General features: G+C 28.8%; 17 protein-coding genes. 7 read left to right on the top strand and 10 right to left on the bottom strand.

Annotated features, from left to right (window positions below; translation table 11 throughout):
• The first annotated feature begins 117 nt into the window (after positions 1-117).
• Together ACIQ2J_RS06625 and ACIQ2J_RS06620 are read left to right on the top strand one after the other, a co-directional pair.
• Positions 118-2,403, top strand: a complete 2,286-nt coding sequence (locus ACIQ2J_RS06625) for a hypothetical protein (RefSeq protein WP_396167749.1) — start codon at positions 118-120, stop codon at positions 2,401-2,403.
• Between the two features lie 75 nt (positions 2,404-2,478).
• Positions 2,479-3,420, top strand: coding sequence for a hypothetical protein (locus tag ACIQ2J_RS06620; protein ID WP_396167746.1), 942 nt, complete (start codon positions 2,479-2,481; stop codon positions 3,418-3,420).
• A 210-nt stretch (positions 3,421-3,630) separates the two neighbouring features.
• Here ACIQ2J_RS06620 and ACIQ2J_RS06615 read toward each other — a convergent pair whose 3' ends face one another.
• The 9 genes from ACIQ2J_RS06615 to ACIQ2J_RS06575 all read right to left on the bottom strand — a co-directional run bounded on the left by ACIQ2J_RS06615 (position 3,631) and on the right by ACIQ2J_RS06575 (position 16,833).
• The gene (locus ACIQ2J_RS06615) at positions 3,631-3,858 is read right to left on the bottom strand and encodes a hypothetical protein (RefSeq protein ID WP_396167744.1); all 228 of its coding nucleotides are present in this window, start codon (positions 3,856-3,858) and stop codon (positions 3,631-3,633) included.
• Positions 3,859-3,916: 58 nt separating this feature from the next.
• On the bottom strand, positions 3,917-4,609 hold the full coding sequence (locus ACIQ2J_RS06610) for a M48 family metallopeptidase (protein WP_396167742.1): 693 nt from the start codon (positions 4,607-4,609) through the stop codon (positions 3,917-3,919).
• A gap of 2 nt (positions 4,610-4,611) precedes the next feature.
• Positions 4,612-7,776: a type I restriction endonuclease subunit R gene (locus ACIQ2J_RS06605; RefSeq protein WP_396167739.1), complete on the bottom strand. Its 3,165-nt coding sequence runs from the start codon at positions 7,774-7,776 to the stop codon at positions 4,612-4,614.
• Positions 7,777-7,779: 3 nt separating this feature from the next.
• Complete coding sequence (locus ACIQ2J_RS06600; protein WP_396167737.1) at positions 7,780-11,589, bottom strand: YecA family protein; 3,810 nt, start codon at positions 11,587-11,589, stop codon at positions 7,780-7,782.
• 277 nt (positions 11,590-11,866) lie between these two features.
• Positions 11,867-12,244: a hypothetical protein gene (locus ACIQ2J_RS06595; RefSeq protein ID WP_396167736.1), complete on the bottom strand. Its 378-nt coding sequence runs from the start codon at positions 12,242-12,244 to the stop codon at positions 11,867-11,869.
• Between the two features lies 1 nt (position 12,245).
• Positions 12,246-13,481, bottom strand: coding sequence for a restriction endonuclease subunit S (locus ACIQ2J_RS06590; RefSeq protein WP_396167734.1), 1,236 nt, complete (start codon positions 13,479-13,481; stop codon positions 12,246-12,248).
• A gap of 182 nt (positions 13,482-13,663) precedes the next feature.
• Complete coding sequence (locus ACIQ2J_RS06585; protein ID WP_396167731.1) at positions 13,664-14,746, bottom strand: Fic family protein; 1,083 nt, start codon at positions 14,744-14,746, stop codon at positions 13,664-13,666.
• A gap of 4 nt (positions 14,747-14,750) precedes the next feature.
• Complete coding sequence (locus tag ACIQ2J_RS06580; RefSeq protein WP_396167729.1) at positions 14,751-16,274, bottom strand: type I restriction-modification system subunit M; 1,524 nt, start codon at positions 16,272-16,274, stop codon at positions 14,751-14,753.
• 1 nt (position 16,275) lies between these two features.
• Positions 16,276-16,833, bottom strand: coding sequence for a restriction endonuclease subunit S (locus ACIQ2J_RS06575; RefSeq protein WP_396167726.1), 558 nt, complete (start codon positions 16,831-16,833; stop codon positions 16,276-16,278).
• Between the two features lie 129 nt (positions 16,834-16,962).
• Between ACIQ2J_RS06575 and ACIQ2J_RS06570 the strand changes: the two genes are divergently transcribed.
• From ACIQ2J_RS06570 to ACIQ2J_RS06550, 5 genes are all read left to right on the top strand, one after another.
• A complete protein-coding gene (locus ACIQ2J_RS06570) occupies positions 16,963-17,928 on the top strand; it encodes a hypothetical protein (protein WP_396167724.1) in 966 nt (321 codons plus the stop codon).
• 131 nt (positions 17,929-18,059) lie between these two features.
• The gene (locus tag ACIQ2J_RS06565; RefSeq protein ID WP_396167720.1) at positions 18,060-18,353 is read left to right on the top strand and encodes a helix-turn-helix transcriptional regulator; all 294 of its coding nucleotides are present in this window, start codon (positions 18,060-18,062) and stop codon (positions 18,351-18,353) included.
• Positions 18,354-18,552: 199 nt separating this feature from the next.
• On the top strand, positions 18,553-19,602 hold the full coding sequence (locus tag ACIQ2J_RS06560; RefSeq protein ID WP_396167718.1) for an AAA family ATPase: 1,050 nt from the start codon (positions 18,553-18,555) through the stop codon (positions 19,600-19,602).
• Between the two features lies 1 nt (position 19,603).
• The gene (locus ACIQ2J_RS06555) at positions 19,604-19,804 is read left to right on the top strand and encodes a hypothetical protein (RefSeq protein ID WP_396167716.1); all 201 of its coding nucleotides are present in this window, start codon (positions 19,604-19,606) and stop codon (positions 19,802-19,804) included.
• Between the two features lie 59 nt (positions 19,805-19,863).
• Positions 19,864-20,853, top strand: coding sequence for a DUF6371 domain-containing protein (locus ACIQ2J_RS06550; RefSeq protein ID WP_396167714.1), 990 nt, complete (start codon positions 19,864-19,866; stop codon positions 20,851-20,853).
• 425 nt (positions 20,854-21,278) lie between these two features.
• Here ACIQ2J_RS06550 and ACIQ2J_RS06545 read toward each other — a convergent pair whose 3' ends face one another.
• Positions 21,279-22,277 carry a GntR family transcriptional regulator gene (locus ACIQ2J_RS06545; RefSeq protein ID WP_396167712.1) on the bottom strand — a complete coding sequence of 333 codons (999 nt, stop codon included), beginning with the start codon at positions 22,275-22,277 and terminating at the stop codon, positions 21,279-21,281.
• Position 22,278 lies beyond the last annotated feature (1 nt).

The following is a 22,278-nucleotide window of genomic DNA, read 5'->3' as shown; positions in this document are numbered from 1 at the left end:
AAATTATTTCACATTAATAATATAATTGTTTTCCTACTTTTAGTATGAAAAACGTACTTTGTAATGCATATTAACAAATTAGTAGCAATATCATCGGAGCTCATTAAAAAAGAACACATGAAACAAAAATTAACTTTTTTACTTTTAATAATTTTTTTATCCTTAAATGGTTTTGGTCAGAAACTTACTTTAACTGATTTAGCTTCTCTTTGTAATAAAAAAAATTGGGAAGACGTTAATCAATTTATGCTTATTAAAGGTTGGACTTACTATAATTCTGAAGAAGGCAGCGATGATAAATATAACACAATCACTTGGTCTTACAACAAAGAAGACTATAGCGATAAAGCACAAGGTTGGTTTTACTTATACACCTTTGATAATTATCCAAATAAAATATTTTATTCAATTTTTAACAAAACATCATATCTATTAATTCAAAATTCATTAATTACAAATGGCTTTAAACTAATTGATAGTGAAATTGAAGACGAAAAAGTCATATCAACTTATGCAAATTTAGGTTACACATTAAAAATTTCAAACTCAAAAAGAAAAGATGAGGATTGGTCAGATAGAAGTTTAACCGCTTATAGTATAACTTTAATAAAAAAGGCGGGAGTTTATGATGCACAAAATGGAGAAAAAACAGACTATTATGAAAATGATATTATAAAAGCAGAATACAACTTAATAAATGGAAAAATAAATGGGTTATTAAAATTTTATGATGAAAATGGAAATCTTCAAAAAACCACAAATTACATCAACGGAATCGCTAGTGGTAAAGTGGTTGAATATAAAGAAACTGGGGAAAAAAATGCAGAATATTTGATAAGTAATGATTCAAAAAATGGTTTACTCACATTTTATGAAAACAATAAAATTTCTTATACAACAACTTTTAAAAATGATTTAAAAAATGGAAAGCATATAAATTATTATTATGATGGTGAAACTGATAATCTTTTTTTAAAAGAATACGGTCAGTATCTTGATGATAAAAAAAATGAAACTTGGAAAACCTATTATATTGATGGTAAAAATGAAAAACTACTAACTTATACAAATTATTTAAATGATTTAAAAGACGGATTATTTCAAGAAGTACAAGGTGATAGCTTAATTGTTGGTAATTACAAAGAAGATGAATTACACGGTAATTATAAAATCTATTTTGACCAATCAAAATTCCTATCAGGTGGTTTAATAAATACTGATATTTCAAAATTAAAATTATTAACAGAAGGACAATATACCGATGGTAATAAATCTGGAAATTGGAAAATTTATGATATTACAGGAACTTTAAGAAGCGAAGAAAATTACAACAATAACTTAGAAAGTGGTGAATGGAAATATTATTATCCAAATTGGATTAAAAAAGATGGAAAACCTGAAAAAAATGCTAAGGAACTATTTTTAACTCAAAACTATTATAATGGCAAATTAAATGGCAAATCAACAAGATTTTCTTATGAAAATGAAGTAAGATATCCTTGTGATGAAATGGATGAAAATGGAATAAAATTAGACACTTGTAGTAGATATGTATTTCGTAAAATATTAGAAACTTCTTATTTTAAAGATAATGAGTTAAACGGACCATATGAGTTACGTGACTCTATAAACCAAATTATATCGAAAGGAAAATATTTAAATGGTTTAAAAGATGGAGAATGGCAACATAAATATACTTTGCTAGATATTGACAACAAACCGTACAATATTTTCAAAAAAGGTAAATACGTAAATAATACAAAAGAAGGTAAATGGATTCAATATCTTAAAGAAGATGAAATTTCAGAAATATTAAAATATGAAAATGGCAAATTAAAAGAATTAATTTCATTAGACAGTTTAGGTATTAAAAAAAATATGTACGAGATATATGAAGAGAAACTATTTACTTGCAAGGTTAAAAAAACAGTTTGGACAGAAGTTGATGGCTATTTTACACAAGAATATTGGTATGATTTTGAGAAAGAAATAGAAGATTATTATTTTGAACCATTGTTTTTAATAGCTGTTGACAAAGAACTATCGGATGGAACTAAAGGTTATAAAGATGGTGCTTTTTGTGTTTATAAAGAAGATAAACCCTATACTATAGGGAAATATTACAAAGAAGATCGCGTTGGTTTGTGGACAAATTATTATTACGATCAAAATATTAAAATTGAATCCAATTTCAATAATGATGAACTTGAAAATGAAAAATACATTAAACTTAGTGGTGAATTATTTTCAGGCGAATTTGAATATTTAAATAATGAAAAAAACATTAAAGAAATAAGAAAAATTAAAGATGGTTTAAGAAATGGTAAAACTTCTTATGTAGATTTAATAACAAATAAAACAGTAAATAAAGAAACATATAAAGACGGGAAATTGAAAGAATAACTAACAATAATTCTGTACGACAAATATTTTACAGTAAATACTGAATATATATTGATATTAATAATAAATTATCAAATGAAAATAAAATACATGTTTATTATCCTTATAATTAGTTTTGCTTCAATAGCTGCAAACAAATTATTAAATACCGATGAGGGCCTTAGAAAATTTACTCATACCCTAAAAGATGGAGAATCAATAGAAATAAAATCTTATTTTATAGATACAGACGAAGATCTAATAGTTGAAAAATCACTTCCAAATTTAAATACAGCTATTTTAAGATCTTTTGAAACAGAAACTAATTCAGTTAAAGATATTACAACATACATTACCCATATTTCGAAAAGTCGCTCTATTGGATATTGGTTAATTACACCAGAATTTACTGTATCTGATCCGACATATGCATTTTACACAAACAATAAAGGCTACGATTGGAATAAAATTAACGGTTTAAGTAATTATTACCATAGCCTTTTTAAAAACAAAACCACTCGTACATTTTTATTTAATCAAGCATTAGATTATACATCTATTCAATGCTTGAAATACCCATCGGATTTCAAAAAAAACATTTTAAAAGAATTAGACATATTATTAAATTTTACAAATTCACTAAATAACATTAATTCTAAAATAAATACAGATAACATAAAAGATTATTGGAAAGGTTTTATTTACAGAAGATATGCTATTGACAAGGTGCCTATTTCTGAAATACAATCAGCTATAATTAAATCCCAAATGAAAATCAAATCCATTGACACATCAAAACAACCAAATAACATGTATGAATTTAACATCAATAATCAATTAACTTTATTTATATCAAGCGAAAATTATAGTTTACATTCCAAAAAAAACTTTAAAAAAATAATATTTAACCATAATGTTTCAATAGAAAAAATAAAATATCTCAAAGATGACACTGGTGAATACTATCAATTAACTGGATTGGAAAATGGAGAAAATATTAATTATTTATATAATAAAAATTTAGATAAAATAGATTAAATTAAATAAAGAAACATACAATGAAATAAAAATTGAAAGAAAAGCTATTACTGCCAATCGTCTTTTTATTAATAAAGATTTAATGGAATAGATATTTCAAACTATGTTTTTGTTACACATAAAATACCTCCTGAGCAAAGTGACAAACCGCAAGTATTTTAATAAATGCTCGCAAAATGAATTAATTTATAAAAGCACCTTTAGTAAATACTATTTTCTCATTCCCTCTTTATTTATGTTATAGTAATATCGTTTTCCGTCTTTATCAAAATTCCAAACATTAGACACTTCCCTTAATAAGGGTAAAATTTCATTTTTTTTTGCAATTCTAACTTTTACTAACCTACGTAATTTTTTATTTGCAATTGTTTTATCTTGTTTTTCTGATACCTTAGTAGTGTAACCAACTATTTTAGTTTTTTTATAGGAACGGCTCATAGTAATTAATTTGTAATAATGAAAAAATTCTAAATCAATATTAAACGCTTAGAATGATTTATCCAAACTGCTCCAACTTCTTTTTCCAACGTTCCCACAAAGGACATTCTTTCACCTGTAAATCAAAAAACTTCTGATTGTGACTGTGGTGTACCAAATGACATAGTTCATGTATAATTACATACTCAATACAGCCCTTTGGGGTTTTGATTAATTCAGGATTTAATATTATTTTGCCTTTTGGGGTACAACTCCCCCATCTGGTTTTCATTCCTTGAATAAAAATACCAGTTGGCTCAACATTATACTTTTTAAATTTTTCAATTAATGGTGTTGCAATCTCTTCAAATTTTTCTTTTGCTTTTATTCTATACCAGTCATTAAGTAATTTTTCAACATTAGATTTATTCTTTGTTTTAATCTGAATATATCTCCCCTTGTAACTAACTTCATTTTTCTTGTCTTCAATAACTTCTATTCGGTATTGTTTACCTAAATAAAAATGGGATTCCCCTGATATATATTTCTTATCATTTAGTTTGGGGTGAAATGTTAAAAAGAAATTTTGTTGCTTTATTATCCATGCAGCACGTTTTTTAACTTTAGTTGCAATTAAATCTGTTGAAGAGTTTTCAGGTGCTTTCACAACTATTCTCATGTCTGGATTTACTGTTATACCTAATGTCTTACGTTTTGAATACAAAAGAGTATACACTATCTTTCGTGAACCAAAATCAATTGAAAACTCCATGCTTACTTATAAATTAGTTTTGCAATTTCAATACACTTTTCTGCAATATCTTCCGCTTCATTAATTGCAATTTGTAATTCGTCTATTAAATACTCTCCAATATAAAAAGTTATTTTTCTTATAATATCAGGCTTGGCAGACCAATCTACAATAACATATTGCTTAATTATCTTATCTACTTCCAATGCAAATGGTATTGCAATACTCTCGTTTGCAATGGTTGTATTTGCAATTGCAAGTCTGTAAAACGGAATAGTTTTCTCGTTTTGCAAAATGGTTTTTGGTATATCGTCCGACTTTTTGGTAATTGCTTGCTCTCTTATCTCCTTCAATCTATTAATTGCAAAAACATCGGAAATTCTCATGGCTCGCAAATCTGAAATTGTTTGCTGTATCAGTTCAGAAAGTTTTTTGTAAAAAATTGGATCTTCATCCATTCTTTCATTTATATGTTTTGCAGTTCTGCTTGCAATAGTTTCTGCTTTTGCTTTTGTACCAACAACTTTTTCAAGTTCTTCTTCAAATGCTTTTGCATCTAATATAGATACTTGTTCTGTTAGCCTTATCACTTCTTCGGTAGTAACATGTTGATCTAATAATTTTTGCAATTGCTTCTCATATTTTTTAAAATCAATAGAATCGGAGTAAGTGTTTACAACGGAATTTCTTAATTCTGTATAAAATTTCAAATGTCTTACATATAATTCTTTTGTTTTTTCGGGAGTATTATTTTCAAAATCAATTGAAGACAACGCTAACTTTAAACATTTTGCAAAAGCAGTAAATTTTTGATAAAAATCCACTCTAATGGCTTCATCAGTTAAAACATCCGAATAATTAATAATATCCCATTTGTTTTTAACTTGTTTGAATATATCATTAAGCTCTGAATGTAACTGAGGAAGTTTTGCAATTTCTTTTTTGATGTCGGTTAAAGTACCTATTAAATCTGTTTCATCAAATTCTGTAAAGTCTGAATAGGCATTCATGGCTTCATCCAGTTCGCCAATTATTCCTTCATAATCTATAATAAAACCATATTCTTTGCCTTGCATTACTCTATTTACCCTTGCAATTGCCTGCAATAAAGTATGATCCCGTAGTTTTCGACATACATACATTACAACAACACTTGGCACATCAAAACCTGTTAACAGTTTATCAACTACAATTAACAACTCTGGATAATCTGTTTTCTTAAACTGATTGATTAATTTTTCATCAAATCCTTTGCCGTATTTTGTCTCCATTTGTTTCCAAAAAGCAACAACTTCATTGGTTGGCTCTCCATGAATATCATCATTCCCTTCTCTTGTATCTGGAGACGACATGATTACTTCTGTTGAAACTTTGCCAATTAAATCAAATGCTTTTTTGTACTTAACTGCTGTTGCTTTGTCTGGTGTTACAACCATGCCTTTAAAGCCGCTTCTATCTCCTGTTTTATCTACTCCCCAATTGTGTGTGTAATGGTCTGAAATGTCTCTTGCAATCTCATCAATTCGTTGTTCGGTCTTTGAAATTAGATTGGCTTTACTGAATTTCTTTTTTAAATCGGCTCTTTGATATTCTTCTAAAGGTTCTGCAACACTATCAAAACCTCTATCTAGTGCTTTTTGATTTACATTTTGAACAGCGTGCCTTCCTTCATAAATGATCGGTACAATTGCGCCATCTTCAACGGCTTGAATTATAGTATAAGCATCAATAATTCCACCGAATTTTTGTGCTGTACTTTTTTCTTTTTTCATTAAAGGTGTTCCTGTAAATGCAAGAAAACAAGCATTAGGTAAAACCTTTTGCATTTTTACGTTGAATGTTCCGTATTGTGTTCGGTGACCTTCATCAATTAATACAAAAATATTATTACTTACTAAAGGTGTTGAACCTAGTTGATTTACAGCTGCTTCAAACTTATTAATAATTGTAGTTACAACTGCATCGCTTTTACTTTGCAATAAATCTACTAATTGATTTCCTGTTTTGGCATTATGAACTGGTACTTGAACTTTCTCAAATGTATCAGTAATTTGATGATCTAAGTCTGTTCTATCAGTAACTAATATTATTTTAGGATTTTTTACAGTCAAATAAATTTTCTTTGCAAGCATTGCCATTGTTAATGACTTACCACTTCCTTGAGTATGCCAAACCACTCCACCTTGTCTTTTACCTTCATCAATAGATTGAATTCTTTCGATAATTTTATTGATTGCAAAAAACTGCTGGTAACGTGCAATTTTCTTGAAAGATCCTCCTTCAAAAAGCACAAAATCTTTTATTAATGGCAATAATCTTTCAGGACGACAAAGCCAATATAAATAACGGTCTTGCTCACTTACTGAAATCGTTTCTTTTTCTTTTAATTCAATAATTCGTTGCTCCCAATCTTTTCTACTTAAAAAAAGTTTTTGCTTTTGCTCGTTCGATAAAGGTTGGTTTACAAGTTTAAAAATTTCACCCTCTGTATATTCTTTACTTTCTTTCCACGATGCCCAAAACTCTTCTTTAGTATCTGTAGTTGCATATTTAGCCTGCAAAGTAGCCAAACTTAAAAGTAATTGACTGTAAATATAAAGATGTCGTATTCCATCTTCTTGTTGGTTTCTTGTATGTTGTGAAATAGCTTCTGTAAGAGGTTCTTTTATATCTGGTCTTTTGCATTCTATAACACATAACGGAATTCCATTTACAAACAAAACAACATCTGGTCGGTAATGATCTTTACTACCTGTTCGCATAACACTATATTCTTCTGTAACATGGAAAACATTGTTGTTTAAATTTTTCCAATCAATGTATTGCAAAGTGAAACTTTTTTTATCTCCATCAATACTTTGCTCTAAAGCTTTGCCTAAAGTGATAAGCTCATACGCTTTTTTACTTGCAGCCATGTAGCCTTCATTCATAGGAATATCTTTTAGCGACTGAATACCGTTTTCGATATTAGCATCACTAAAAAAAGCCGTTTTAGTGGAACTTACTTGAATACTATTAATTTCCTGTAACTGCTTTCTTAAAATAGGCTCCAGTATAACCAAACCTGTTTTATTACCTCGAAGTTCTTCTGCTTCTATTGGAGTTAAGTACGTATAGCCCAACTTTTGCAACATTTGCAAAGCAGGAATTTGAGAAACTTGGTCTTCTTTGAAGGATGGAATTTCCATTTTTTAAATTTTTAATAAAGTTTCATAACCTTCCTTTTCAAATTCATAACTTGTCATAAAAGGAATAGGAAGTTTTTGTTTTCTCAGATATGGAGTTAACATATCTTCATTTGTAACGAAAACAGATTTTATTTCAAAATCTGAAACATCAATTTTATATTTATTACTTAATTGATCTCTATTTGCTAAAAGCCATTCATGTCTTCTAAGATGCTTATCAATCCATCCCATTTCAGAATTACTACCGAACAACTTTTGCACTTCTTCAATCATCTCTTTAATATTTCTGCTAGGTGACATACTTTTACACTCAATGCTAAAAATAATTTTCTTTTTTGTATCAATAATCAAAATGTCAATGTCTCCAATATCAATATTGTTTTTGAGCGAATAACTTGGCCCAATAAATACATCATTCTCGATTATCAATCCATCGGGATCAATTGAATTCTTTATTTTCTTAACTAAGGCTTCACCTCTTTCGTTAGCAAATTTACCTAGTAACCTTTTTACGTTGCTATTTTCAAAAACTCTTAATCTATCTGAATAGAATTGTCCAGCTAAATAAATCCTGCTATCTAAAAGATTTCTAACACCCCAATAAACAACTTTACTTTCTAAACTTTTTTCAGAATCTACAATAACTATTGGTTTTCTCAAAAAAGAAAGCATCCTATTAAATCGCCATGGCATAATATCAACATAATCATAACCTTCAGGTAATTTATCCACTTTGCCACGATTAGTGATTGACAAATAATCAATAGCGCATTGAAATTCAACTTTATCGAAATCATTCACATATTTGTTTACCTCATCCCTTAATTTATTTAGAAAAAAAGAAGCGTATGGGGTAGTTTGAAAAAAACCAATATGACAAAGACCTTCTATAAATTCACAAATTCTAGAAAAAGATATACCATAATCTGCAATAAAAGCATTGTCTAAATTTTCAGGAACATCTTTCCCTTTAGAATTTTCATTTTGAGGAAATACTTGGTTAAATGTAGAGATCGCATCTGTAATGTTTTCATTTGTTTTTGATGTATAATATGGATCAAAAATATCTTTAAATTGAGTTTTTTCTACTCCAATTCTTCCAGAATTTAGAACACTCAATTTAACATCGAACAAGTTATAATGAATTTGATCACTAATTGAACCCCATGAAATAATCTGATCCATTATCGCAACGAGCTCATCAATTCCTCCATCTGAAATAATCTTTTCGCCTTTACTTGGTTCTGCTCCAACATGTTCAATTAGACATCTTAAAGCCATAGAGGACTTATTTATCTTTTTTAAGTCCTCTTGCAAATCAATTTGATGCTGGTCAACAGTAACAAAACATGCTATACGAGTTGGAGTATGAACTCTTAATTCTTCACGTTTTCGTATTATACTTTCATATTGACTAATAAAACGTTTGAGCAATTCAGTTGAATCATATTTAATAATTTCACTTCTTAAATGAGGGAGAAGAGCTTTTTGAACAATCTTGAACGACAAATCATCTTTAGCGTTCTGAGTTACAATTTCGCCTACAGAAGGGCATAAAGTTCCCAATAATGGTACAATAGAATCTAAAACAATACTTGTATCATATTCTTGTACATAACGATGTCCAATGAGATTTCTTGGATCTAGTAATAAATTGTCATTCGTATCAAGCACAAAAAATTTCTTTTTCATACCTAATGGAGCTTTACTTTCAATTATTTGAGTTATTCTATCGTTAGAAATTAATTGTTGATTATTAACCTCTAAAATTTTATTAATTCCTATTATCAGATGTTTGACAATTTCTCTTTCGCCAGCATTATCTGAACCATACAGATAAGGTATAATTAAATCTGGGATAACAATATTAAATGAATCCTCGACAGCTATCGTTTGGAATTTATCTGATAAGCCTTCTTCTCTTTTAAAATCTCTTTCAATTGTTTCAAATTTCTTAATAGAATCCAAATCAAAAGTTACTGTTAAAGGCATACTGCCTATTACTCTCAAATCTTCTTTAATGTCTGCTTGTATTTGCCAAAGCCAGTATACAATAGCATCATTAACTTGCCACAAAACATTACGTATTTCACCAGTTAAATCCTCTAATCCAAACTTAGGTGTAACCCAAATAGGTTGATAAAATCCTTCAATTAAAAACTCAAGTTTTGAGCTAAGCAACCCCATTGGATCAACATAAACAGGCATATATGAGTCTTTTTGAACAACTTGTACATTAACCAATCTTCCTTCTATGTTTTTAAGAGCTGAGTGCTTATCTGTTTTATGTTTAGACTGTTTTATCAAATCGTCAGCATAACCAACCTGAACACTTATAGAGTCATATTTTCTTTCATCAGTAAGATAAAAAGAGTCGTGATGATCTTTATAGATTTTATATTGATCTAGAAACGAAAAACTAATCATTCCAATAGGACTTACTTGCTCTTCTCGTGCAATTGAAAACTTCCAAAGATCTAAAGCGTCCATATCTTTAAGATTCCATAAAACATCAAATTCAAAAATTGGGATTGCAATAGTTCTTGCAAATTCACTTTTCATAACTGGATACATAAATTCTCTCCCAATTGGCGAAATAATAGTCAAATCTAAAATCTCATAATCCGCATACTCTGGTATGGCTAATAGTTTAGATTTAATATCTTTTTTATGTATTTCTTTATCCTCATTGTCGTCAAATACATTTTTGCTAATGGTTTTACTCATTTTAAAATTTAAGCCTTCATCAGATAGATATTGAATGTAAGCTATTTTATCATCATCAAATCGATATAGTCCTTCTCTAACATGATTTTTTTTATTTATTGGGACTCCAATCACATCTATATAATTAAATTTCATATGACCTAACTGCATTTGCAAGTTATTCCATAAAAAATTATGATAAGCATCATTCAATTCTTTCATACATCCCATTCTTTCTGCGATCGACCATATATAATCTGTAATTGCAAAGCTTAAAGTTGAAGGTGAAACAACAATAAATTGGTTATCGATTTTTAATATCGGTTTATATATTAATGGACTTTCTTCAACAAATCTAGAATGTATATCTGGCGAATTAATATCTAACAAAAACTCATCTATTGCTCCAAATGCAATTCCATTTTCAAGACACAATTGTTTTATCTCTTCCTCAGAAAATATTACAGCTTCTTTTAATCTATCAAGAGAATTATCATTTGGTACAATTATCTTTTCATTTACTTCGAGACCTTCTTGATATCTTTTGTATCCTAGCCTCAGCGCAATTTTATTTGATATAGCAAGGATTAGTGTAATCGTGTGAGTGGAATTAATTCTAAACTGCTTAGGAAGTTTTGAATCAGGCCAATGATAAATTGCAGCAAGTAAATTATCCAATGTAAAAATTCCATTTTCGGTTATTCCAGGAAACAACAAATAATCACCCCCATAAAATGTAACTAAATCAGAAAACAAATTAACTGTTGGATCCTCTAAGTAATGGGAAGGATACTCAGCCTCTAAAAATTCTCGCAGGATTATTGCACTAGGCACTTCTTCACTTTTATTAAAGTTTTGAACAGCCATTCGTGCTAATTCTTCCATTCTCACATTTTTCCCATGATTTTCGGGAAGTAATGAAAGTCCAGCAAACGATTTAAGTAATGAAGCAGTATTATATTTAGTAAAAAAAGTATCTACGTCATTATCTTTTTTATGGAATGATTTAGCACCTTTTACATAGTCTTCCTTAGGCTTATTTATACAACACCTTTTATATTTTTCACCACTACCACATGGACATTTATCATTTCTTCCTATTTTCATTTTTATCATTTATTACCACAACTCAGGCTTTAACCATTTAGCGAGTGTTGATTCTTCATACTTATCGTTAAATCCAAATTCGTTTATTTTTGCTATACAATCGATATAAACCCTACTTCCTAATAGAGAATTAACCAAAATTGCAAAGTCAAGAACCTTCATAGATTTTCAATATTTATATTTATGCCTAAATTATTTGTTTGATTTTTTTAAAGTAATATCAAAACGGTATTATATTTCACAAGCAAAAACATATTCTTTTGCCATTTAGCAATCTCTATTTAATATTCTTAATTGCAATGTAAGCTCCTAAAATAAGAAAAAGTACATTAACTAAATACCGAATATTTTCCTCCTTTTGTAACCAATGTTTATTTTGTATCCAAAAAAATTTATGGTTTTGCCATTTGGTTAATCCTATGTGAATTCCTTTAACAGGATGTTCTGTATTACCATAATAATTTAAAAAATATATTTTCTTATTTTTAAATTCTAAACAATAGATCCTTTTAAAATATAACTCTTTATCAGAATAAAGAGGATGTGAAGTATCATTCAAAATGTACCTGCCTTTTTTGATTTCTATGATTCTACCTTCCGATCCAATAAATTTACCTGTATTGGGTTCATCACATTTAAGTACTGCTATTTTCATATCAATTTATTTTCAACCTTTTCTTCCCCGTTAACAAAACCTGCATCAACCCTTTTTTCTGTTCTTTTAGTTGCTCAAGCTTCTTTTTTAGCAATTGTAATTCATCATCAGTACATTGCAATACATTTGCAATTGCGCTTTGTTCTTCGATTTCAGGTAATTTTATATCCAATTTCAAAAAATCTTTTTTACTCATTACTCTATTCCTACCTGCCCCTCCAGGTGAAATTAAATCTAACATACTTTTAAACTTCGTGCCAAGTATAAAAAACTTAAAATAAAGAGGGATTGCTTGTACTTCATTAAAAGTATAAGTAGGAAATCTATGAGACACAAGACCTCCTTCATCCTTTTTTGTAGCAATTGCAACTGCTTGTTCCCATGCAAAAGTGATATTAATTACTAAATCATTTTCTTTTACAACAAATAATTTATCCATTGCTATTGATTTGGGATCAAAATCATGTTTATGAAAAACCCCTTTCCCATGACTTCGTAATCCTAAAGCTAAAAATGGTTTTGAGGGTTTTTCTATTTCTCTAGGAGTATAAATCAATAATTCATTCAAAGATTTGACCTTCCATTTATCATTACACCCTTTCAATCGTTTTTTACCCGAAAGTAATTGCTGCATCAATGCTTTTTTAGAGAGTTCTTTTTGAGCAATTAATGCATTTTGTTTTTCAATGGCTTTATCCCAAGTGGAGAGGCAATTGGCTATGGCGGCTTGTTCTGGAATTGGTGGAATTGGAAATTTAAACTGTTTTAAATCACTTCCATTTATTGAATTTATTGTAGCCCCTAAATTTTTATGAATTTCACAATTAAAATAATCTGTATCAAATAATTGAAATAAATATTTATTTTGAACACTTCTAAAAACCGTCATGAATGCACCAAAAGCAACTCCTTCAACTTGCTCTGTAATTAAAGTGTTCTTTCCAATCAATGATTTACTGCCATTTCTAACGCAAATAAGTATGTCATCTACTTTCACAGGATTATATTTCCCCTCTTTTACATTTACATAAACATTATCATTAAATTCAAGTTGTCTATTTTGAACATTTGACGACCTTAATACTAAAATTCCATTTTCATTTATATCTTCTGGAGAATAAGTCAAGCCCGAAACTATCTCTCCTAATTTTCCTAACTTCTTCACTTCCCAATCCTCAGGAATTAAACCTAAAGGAGAGTTTTTGTATTTGGTGGTAGGTTGTATTGTTGTGTTCATTTATTTATTTTTTAAATTTGATAGGTATAGAAAAACGTTGTTTTCTATATAGGTTATTTTAATATGTACATGAAATAGTATTTTCGCATGCATGTTTTTTTAATATGTATACAAAATCATGTTTTCGTATACACGTTTTAACTAATATGCATGCAAAAAGGCGTTTTTGTATACATGTTTAATTATCCTTTCCCGTTTACATTACTCAAAAGAGTATAGAGAGCAACATTAATATAATAGTTATCTCTTCCAAATTTATGCTTCTCTAACAATCCTATACGAACCAACTCATCTAAATATTTCGTGGCTGTAAGTCTATGAATATTCAATTCCTTCATCACAAACTCAATTTTAGTATAAGGATGTCTAAAAAGGTTATTTAATAAATCTTGGCTATATATCTTTGGCAATTCCAACCGCATTTTCTTTTTAAAATTCAGCATTTCAATCTTAATACCATCTATCAATAAAATAGTTTGCTTTGCCGTTTGCTCAACTCCATCAAGCATAAACATGATCCAATCTTCCCAATTGTCATTATCTCTAACTTCTTGAAGCAATCGGTAATAAGTTGTTTTGTTTTCATTGATATATCTACTCAAATAAAGAATTGGTATTTTCAACAAGTCCTGTTTAACCAAATATAGAATATTAATAATACGTCCTGTTCTACCATTACCATCATAAAATGGGTGAATACTCTCAAACTGATGATGAATAATTGCCATTTTAACCAATGGATCCAAGTCACTCATTTCGTCATCATTGATAAAAACTTCTAGGTTTTGCATTAAAATAACAATTTCTTCTGGATGCTGTGGTGGTGTATAAACCACTTCTCCAGTCTTATCATTTTTTAAAGCGGTTCCTGGAATTTTTCTGAAACCTGCTTTGTTTTCTTCTAATTCAGATTGCATTTCAAGGATAAATGAATTTATTAAAAGTTTGTTTGTTTTCACTTTTGCAAAACCCGATTGTAATGCTTTTGAATAATTATAAACTTCCTTTGCAGCTAAAGATTTAAAATCGTGAGCTAAAAAATCACTTTGAAAAAGTTCATCATGAGTGGTCACAATGTTTTCAATTGCAGAACTGTCTTTTGCTTCTTGCAAAGACAATGTATTTATTAAAATACTCTCATTAGGAATCGCATTAGCAGCACCTTTCAATTCAGCTAATGCTTGATGCGCCTTTGCTACTTTTTTTAAAATTGCTTTATTTTCGACATCCCGTTGCAATGGTAAAAGTGAAATAGATGGTTTCATAGTCTTAATCAATTAATTCCTGTAAGTATACATTCATTTGTTTTTGCACGTTTTGCAAATCCAATTCTAGTTTTGCAATTTCTTGTTGCACTGCTTTAATGTCTATAGCCGCTTCTTCTTCAAAAGTATCTACATAACGAGGTATATTGAGATTGAAGTCGTTTTCAATAATTTCTTCAACCGTAGCCACATAACTGTATTTATCTTCACAAATACCGTTTTGCAAAATACCTTCATGGAATTTGTCATATGTTGCAACTATTTTTGCAATATCCGTATCTCGTAATTTATTTTGGTTTTTACCACTTTCAAAATGTTTACTTGCATCAATAAATAATACATCGGTGTTTTTACCTTTATCTTTATTAAACACTAAAATGGCAGCAGGAATACCTGTACCAAAAAACAAGTTGGATGGCAAACCAATAACTGCTTCAAGCAAATTATCTTCAATTGTTTTTTCTCTAATTTTCCCTTCGCTACTTCCTCTAAACAAAACTCCATGAGGCACAACTACACCTGCCTTACCTGTTTCATTCAAAGTTTCAATCATGTGGCTAATAAATGCCCAGTCGCCTTTACTTTTAGAAGGAACACCTCTCCAAAAACGATTATAAATATCTCCAGAAGCCATGTCAGCACCCCATTTATCTAATGAAAAAGGTGGGTTTGCAACAACAGTATCAAACTTCATCAATTGATCTCCTTCTTTAAGTTTTGGATTTCTTATAGTATCTCCCCAACGAATAGTTGCATTATCAAATCCATGCAAAAACATATTCATTACTGCTAATGCCCATGTACTTCCGTTGGCTTCTTGACCGTAAAGAGAAAAGTTATTACTTCCAACTTCTCTACCTGCTTTAATTAGCAAAGAACCAGAACCGCAAGTTGGATCACATATCCTTGCGCCTTCTTTAGATTTGGTCAATTTAGCCAACAAAGTAGAAACTTCACTTGGAGTAAAAAATTCGCCAGCTTTTTTCCCAGCATCACCTGCAAAATTTGCAATAAGGTATTCGTAAGCATTACCTATTACATCTTCACGCTCTAAATGTGAAGGAGACAAATCTAATTCTGCAAAATCTCCTAATAGATTTTTTAATCGGGTATTTTTATCTTTTACATCACCTAGATTGCTACTATTAAAATCAATATTTCTAAAAATTCCGCTGCCATCTTCACTGCTCAATTTTTCTCGATTGGCTTCTTCTAAATCTGCTAATGCAATATTGATAAGTTCCCCAACATTGGCTTCGCTCCTATTATCAAATAAGTAATCAAAACTACAATGTTCTGGAACTTGAAAACGCTCCATTTTCAAGGCTCTATCTGTACGAGTTGCATCACCATTGTACTTTTGCAAATAGTCTGCTCGCTTTTCTTTATTAACATCACTAATGTATTTCAAGAACAACATAGTCAGGATGTAATCTTTATATTGAGAAGGATCAATAATACCTCTAAAAGTATCACATGCTTTCCAAACTGTTTGATTTATTTCCTTTTGATTTATTTTCTGGCTCATTTTATTGAATTGATTTGTAGGTTAGTTCGTTAATATATTCTTGTCTAAGTTTTCCTATTTGCTTATGAATACGTTTCTCTATGACTTGTAATTTAGAGACTTCTAATATAGCCATTTGTTTTGATATTTGTGGAATAGAAATTTCAATTTGCTCTAAGATAGTTTTGCTAATAGAGGGTATCGCAGATCCTTTTGCAAAACTCCAAAGCAGACTTTGCGTTTGCGGATGGTTTAAATACCATGCTATATAATCTGAAGTAACATTTTCAGACTGCATTTGCAAAACTAAAAAAGTCGTAGAAGCAACAGCAGGTTGAAATTTGCCATCATATACAACAGCAAAAAAATCTCTACCTTTAGATGCAAATAACACATCACCAACATTGAGTATATGACTTGTGAATTTAGTTGTATTACTCAAAATAGGATTTAATGTTTTATTCCAATAACGTTGTTTATCAAAATCAGTTGATTGAATATAAAACAAATCAGGATTTGCACCACCTTTAGCAAATACTCCCGATTTAATTTTTATAACTTCACCTAGTTTTTTTATCATAATTAATTTTAGTACAATGATTACTTTAATAAATATTATACAAATTTAATAAAAATTAATTAACTTTACACTTTTATTTTAAAGTATATTGCGTACTAATTTTATTAATAATTAAAAATCATTTTAAATATGAGCTATTTTGGACATCTAAAAGACATACAGTTTAACAAAAAAAACCAAAGTGATGTTATTGATGTTTTGATGAAGGAAGGGCTATTTATAGCCGCCGACAGAATCAAAAGTTCTGGATTTAAAGATGGAATTCTTGATTTCGACTATAGTACATTAACAAAATGTATAGAACCAACAGAAGAGTTTAGGGATGAGTTTTATTTCTTCATAATCAAAATATGCAAAAACGACATTGATAAAGAGAAAATGCTTTTCTTTAAATCATTTAATGAGGAAATATATGGTTTAGATAAAATAAACCAAAAAAATATAGGTCTAAAATATTTCAAGAAATTATACGATGAGATTTACCTAGATGAAATAACATTCTTTACCGAACAAAAATCCTATAATGGAATTGTACACAGTGTTAACTTTAGCAAACTTGAAATGCTATATTATCAATACAACACCTTCAAATCAAATTTATTTTATAAAATAAAAGCAAATAAATACTTAGATGGTGATCACAACTATTTTGCAAAAGAGAATTTGCAAAAGAAATATGATCTATCTGAAGAGATAAACTTTGAAACTAAACTTCAAATTTTAGTAGAATTAAATGATCGATTTATTTTTGAAGAAGATTTATTTTTTGCTGAAATACGATTTGACAAAGCTGTATTCAAAAAGTATCGTGAAATTTTTACCACTTTAGAGTCTTACCAATTTGCCAACAAAAAAATCAATAGCTTTTTAGAAAATAAAAAAGCCAATATTGAGAGTTTATATGAAGTATTAATAAATGAAAAAGTAATTTTTGACAACAAAACAAGCTTCATGAAATTTTTAAAAAATGAGTATGATTTAGTCCTAACAAAAATTATTAGTTATGATAAAAATGTAAACTATTTTCATGACGAAAGAGTGGTGCTTTTTCAAGAAGAATGGAGCAATCTGGCGTCCAAAAAAGAGCGAAATTAACCATCTGACATATTTCAGCCTTTTTCTGACATATATTTACTATATTCTGACATACATCTGACATACATTTAATTTTTTGTTAATCTGAATGTTAAGTTAATTGCAATCAATTAATCTTAACAAATATTAACATGAAAAAATTAGATTTCCTTAAGGCATTTGAGAACTTAATATTAGAAGTTCAAGAACTCAAAAAACTACACTTTAGAGCTTTATTCATCTTAGAAAATCAAACTCTATTACAGCCTGAAACATTAAATCCAAACGAAGAATGGATTTCAGTAAAAGAAACCTGCAAAATAGTAGGCTGTAGCGAAGTAACTTTATGGAAACTTCGCAAAGAAAACATCTTACCCTATTCAAGATTAAAGAGAACTATTCGATTCAAAAAAGTTGATGTTTATAATTATTTAAATCAAAAATAATTATGAAGTCATTAACATTGAACCTAAAAAACCCAGCTTCACTAAAAGAGAGGCTAGAATTGAATGTACTTGATAATAAAATTACACTTTATTGTTCAAATGAATTTAATTATCTAACAACTTGGATATTTGAAAAAATATTTCTTGCCAATATCACGAAAAATCGAATAGTTTATTTTAGGATTAAAAAAGTAACATTATGAATATTAATACTCCAGAAAACAACTTTGGCTTAATGGAATTCAAATATGAGCTAAAAAATGAATTTAAGGTTTTAGAAAACAATCCTCCAAGTAATTGTTTCAACATTAAGACAGTTACAAAATGGATTGATGAAGCAAAAACTAGACCTATACCCAAAATGCTATTTAGCGAACTTTGGTTTGAAAACGAATTATGTATCCTTTTTTCTGATACGAATTTAGGAAAATCTGCACTTGCTATTCAAATTGCAAATAGTATAAGTAAAGGATTTAGTATATATGGTTTTAAGCTTGAAGTAATGCCTCAAAAAGTACTTTTTTTTGATTTTGAGTTATCCGACAAACAATTAGAGAAAAGGTATTCTAATAATTTTATAGACCATTATGAATTTAATGATAATTTTTTAAGAGCTGAAATTAATCCCGAACAAGATACACCAGAAGAATTTAAATCTTTTGAAGAATATCTATGCAATTCTATTGAACAAGCGGTAATAAATGAAAATGTTAGAATATTAATAATTGACAATCTAACATATTTAAAAAACGATACTGAAAAAGCAAAAGATGCCTTACAGCTAATGAAACTTCTTAATAATTTAAAAAGAAAATATTTACTTTCAATACTTGTCCTTGCGCATACTCCTAAAAGAGATGCTACTAAACCAATATCAAAAAATGATTTATCAGGCAGCAAAATGTTAATGAACTTTTGCGATAGCTGTTTTGCAATTGGGGAAAGTTTTCAAGAAAGTAATTTGCGGTATTTGAAACAAATTAAACAACGGAATACTGAACAAATTTACGATACTCATAATGTAATTACCTGTAAAATAGAAAACCCTTCAAACTTCTTACAATTTACTTTTGTTGGTTATGAAAATGAATTTGATCACCTAAAACAATATACACCAAAAAGTTCAGATGAAAGAATGTCTAAAATATTAGAATTAAAGGGACAAGGATTGCCAAACACTAAAATAGCGGAACTAATTGGCTGCACAGAAGGGAACATTAGAAACATTTTGAAAAATCAAGACATTTAAAATGACAGCAACGTTAACATATCAAATAATAATGTCACTCTCTGAAAACGAGAAGGAAACGTTATTTGATATGTTAACACCTCATTTTGAAAAATTTGATTTGGATGAATTTGTTTCGGAAGAAATTGAAATAGGTTTTTCTGACAAACAACTCACAGACTACTTAATAAAAACAGTTTTTGGTAAATATAAAAAATCGTAATATTCGAAATATTCGTAATGGTTACGAATTTTACGAATATTACGAATAAGAATATAATCATGTATAGATACTCATTAGATAAATCAAGTAAAAAACACTTTTGCCCAAATTGCAAAAAGAAAACTTTTGTAAAATACTTCGATCAAGTAACTAATGAGTACCTAGAAAACTCATTTGGAAGATGTGATAGAGAGAGTAATTGCAAATACCATAAAAGACCTAAAGAAAACAATTATACGATTGATTTGCCTATTGAGATTAAAAAAAGCAAATCAACAATAAACAAAAATGAAATTGCAAAACATGGTGGCAATTTTAAAAATAATAATTTTATTCAATTTTTAAAAAACCATTTCTCTAATGAAGAAATTAGAAGCATTATACTAAAGTATCTAATTGGCACATCAACCCACTGGGATGGATCAACGATATTCTGGCAAATAAACAATCAAGAAGAAATTGTAACTGGAAAAGTTATGCTTTTTGATATTAATTTAGGTAAGAGAATAAAAAAACCATACTCACATATAAACTGGATGCATAAAATACTGAAATTAAAAGATTATGAATTACAGCAATGCCTTTTTGGCTTACATCTTATAAGTACATATACTGGTGATACCATTGCAATAGTAGAATCCGAAAAAACTGCTGTAATAATGAGTATGATAGTTCCAGAACATTTATGGCTAGCAACTGGCAGTAAAAATAATTTTAAAAAAGAATTACTTTACCCTATTAAAAATTATAAAATTTTGGTATTTCCAGACAAATCAGAATTTGAAGACTGGAATAAAAGAACAAGTGAGTTAAATCAAATAGGCTTTAAAATTAAATGCAGTAACTTAATTGAAGGTAAAGAAGTTGAAAACGGATATGATTTAGCCGATTACTACATTGAAAAAAGGCTATTTTCAAAAAACGAAAAAATCTATTCAAAAGCGGAAACTACCGTAAACAGATTAATGAAAATAAATCCCGAAATCCTTAATCTTATTGAAACATTTGATTTAGTTGATAATTGTTATAACGAGATAAAAATGAGGTAATTATTTTTTCATTTAAGAAATTTGCAACAATATTAATATAATTTCTTAAAATTAATTAATATTCATTAATTTTGCAATCTGTTTGATTAATAACCGAACACAGTTCCGTACATGTTTTAATAAAGATTATAATCATTATTAGCAATATACCTCAGTTTTTCGATCAAAAATCGAATTCATAACCCTGAGGTCGGGAGTTCAAATCTCCCTCTCGCTACAAAAATAAACCCTTATTATTCAATGTATTAAGGTTTTTTTTGAAAATAATGGAATATTTGTTTTTTGGAGTAAGGAAATGGAGTAAGGAATTTTAGATTTAAAATCTATTTTACGACAAAAATGAATTTATAAAGAATTCTGGAAACAGAAAAATAATTATAAACTAATATTTTGGGTTTTAATTTACATATCCAGAGTTCTTGTTTTTATAAAGACTGGCGAATAATCAAGGTACTTTTATTTTCAATTTGTTCCTTTTTTCCTTTCAAAATCATTTGGGCTAGAATTTTTCCCATCGCAACAAAATCAGTGGATATGGTAGTGATGCCATTTTCTACCACTTTTTTCAAAGGTGTTTCATTATAAGATATGATTCCGAAATCTCCACCAAGTTTTAAATTTTGTAGCTTAGATTTTTCAATAACTTTTACTAAATCCCTATCGTCAGGAATAATATATACTTCCCCTTTTTTTATTTCCCTATCTTTAAACTCAGTAATAACCGTACTGCTAAAGCCGTAGTCTTTACAGAATTTTTGGAAGCCAATTTTCATCCCTAAGGGCTCCCTAAATCCAGGAAAAATCAGGATTAGTTTTTCGTATTTGTTTAATTTGGTTTTACCATTTTCTAAGCCATTGTAAATATCTTTTTGGTGATTTTGATATACTGCTGGAAATAATTTTAATTCTGCATTTGTTTGGTCTAATATATAAATTTCATCAACTGGTAGGGTTTTTATGATTGCCGTTGCTCCAACTAAATTAGTGGGCATAATAATGTATTTGGTATAATTTCCATTGCTGTCATTGATTATTTTTTGAAAAACTTGAAGATTAAAATGATGAAAGAAAATATCAACTTGTATGGCTTTTCCAATGTTTTCAATAAAGGAATTGTATAGGTCTTCCTTGAAAATATTCAGTTCCTCAAAAAGCAATAAAACGCGTTGTTTTATTTTGACTTCAGTACTTTTTACATAGTAGCCTTTGCCTAGAATAGCATATATAATGCCTCGTTTTTTTAACTCTTCATAGGCCTGTAATACGGTGTCACGAGATATCGAAAACTCAAGGCATACTTTGTTTATGGAGGGGAGTTTTTCATCTTTTTTTAAATGACCTTTCTCAATTGTTTTTTCAATTGAGGAAATGATTTGTTTGTACTTTGGAATTCCTTGATTATTTTGAACAGTTATGACACGCATA

The organism is Flavobacterium sp., assembly GCF_044357305.1.
Taxonomy (GTDB): domain Bacteria; phylum Bacteroidota; class Bacteroidia; order Flavobacteriales; family Flavobacteriaceae; genus Flavobacterium.
The sequence above is the reverse complement of the archived record's forward strand: the minus strand, read 5'-3'. Positions and strand labels throughout refer to the sequence as shown.

Coding starts and splice junctions, on each gene's coding strand:
- ACIQ2J_RS06625 (WP_396167749.1), top strand. CDS start 118: ATGAAACAAAAATTAACTTTTTTACTTTTAATAATTTTTTTATCCTTA.
- ACIQ2J_RS06620 (WP_396167746.1), top strand. CDS start 2,479: ATGAAAATAAAATACATGTTTATTATCCTTATAATTAGTTTTGCTTCA.
- ACIQ2J_RS06615 (WP_396167744.1), bottom strand. CDS start 3,858: ATGAGCCGTTCCTATAAAAAAACTAAAATAGTTGGTTACACTACTAAG.
- ACIQ2J_RS06610 (WP_396167742.1), bottom strand. CDS start 4,609: ATGGAGTTTTCAATTGATTTTGGTTCACGAAAGATAGTGTATACTCTT.
- ACIQ2J_RS06605 (WP_396167739.1), bottom strand. CDS start 7,776: ATGGAAATTCCATCCTTCAAAGAAGACCAAGTTTCTCAAATTCCTGCT.
- ACIQ2J_RS06600 (WP_396167737.1), bottom strand. CDS start 11,589: ATGAAAATAGGAAGAAATGATAAATGTCCATGTGGTAGTGGTGAAAAA.
- ACIQ2J_RS06595 (WP_396167736.1), bottom strand. CDS start 12,244: ATGAAAATAGCAGTACTTAAATGTGATGAACCCAATACAGGTAAATTT.
- ACIQ2J_RS06590 (WP_396167734.1), bottom strand. CDS start 13,481: ATGAACACAACAATACAACCTACCACCAAATACAAAAACTCTCCTTTA.
- ACIQ2J_RS06585 (WP_396167731.1), bottom strand. CDS start 14,746: ATGAAACCATCTATTTCACTTTTACCATTGCAACGGGATGTCGAAAAT.
- ACIQ2J_RS06580 (WP_396167729.1), bottom strand. CDS start 16,274: ATGAGCCAGAAAATAAATCAAAAGGAAATAAATCAAACAGTTTGGAAA.
- ACIQ2J_RS06575 (WP_396167726.1), bottom strand. CDS start 16,833: ATGATAAAAAAACTAGGTGAAGTTATAAAAATTAAATCGGGAGTATTT.
- ACIQ2J_RS06570 (WP_396167724.1), top strand. CDS start 16,963: ATGAGCTATTTTGGACATCTAAAAGACATACAGTTTAACAAAAAAAAC.
- ACIQ2J_RS06565 (WP_396167720.1), top strand. CDS start 18,060: ATGAAAAAATTAGATTTCCTTAAGGCATTTGAGAACTTAATATTAGAA.
- ACIQ2J_RS06560 (WP_396167718.1), top strand. CDS start 18,553: ATGAATATTAATACTCCAGAAAACAACTTTGGCTTAATGGAATTCAAA.
- ACIQ2J_RS06555 (WP_396167716.1), top strand. CDS start 19,604: ATGACAGCAACGTTAACATATCAAATAATAATGTCACTCTCTGAAAAC.
- ACIQ2J_RS06550 (WP_396167714.1), top strand. CDS start 19,864: ATGTATAGATACTCATTAGATAAATCAAGTAAAAAACACTTTTGCCCA.
- ACIQ2J_RS06545 (WP_396167712.1), bottom strand. CDS start 22,277: ATGCGTGTCATAACTGTTCAAAATAATCAAGGAATTCCAAAGTACAAA.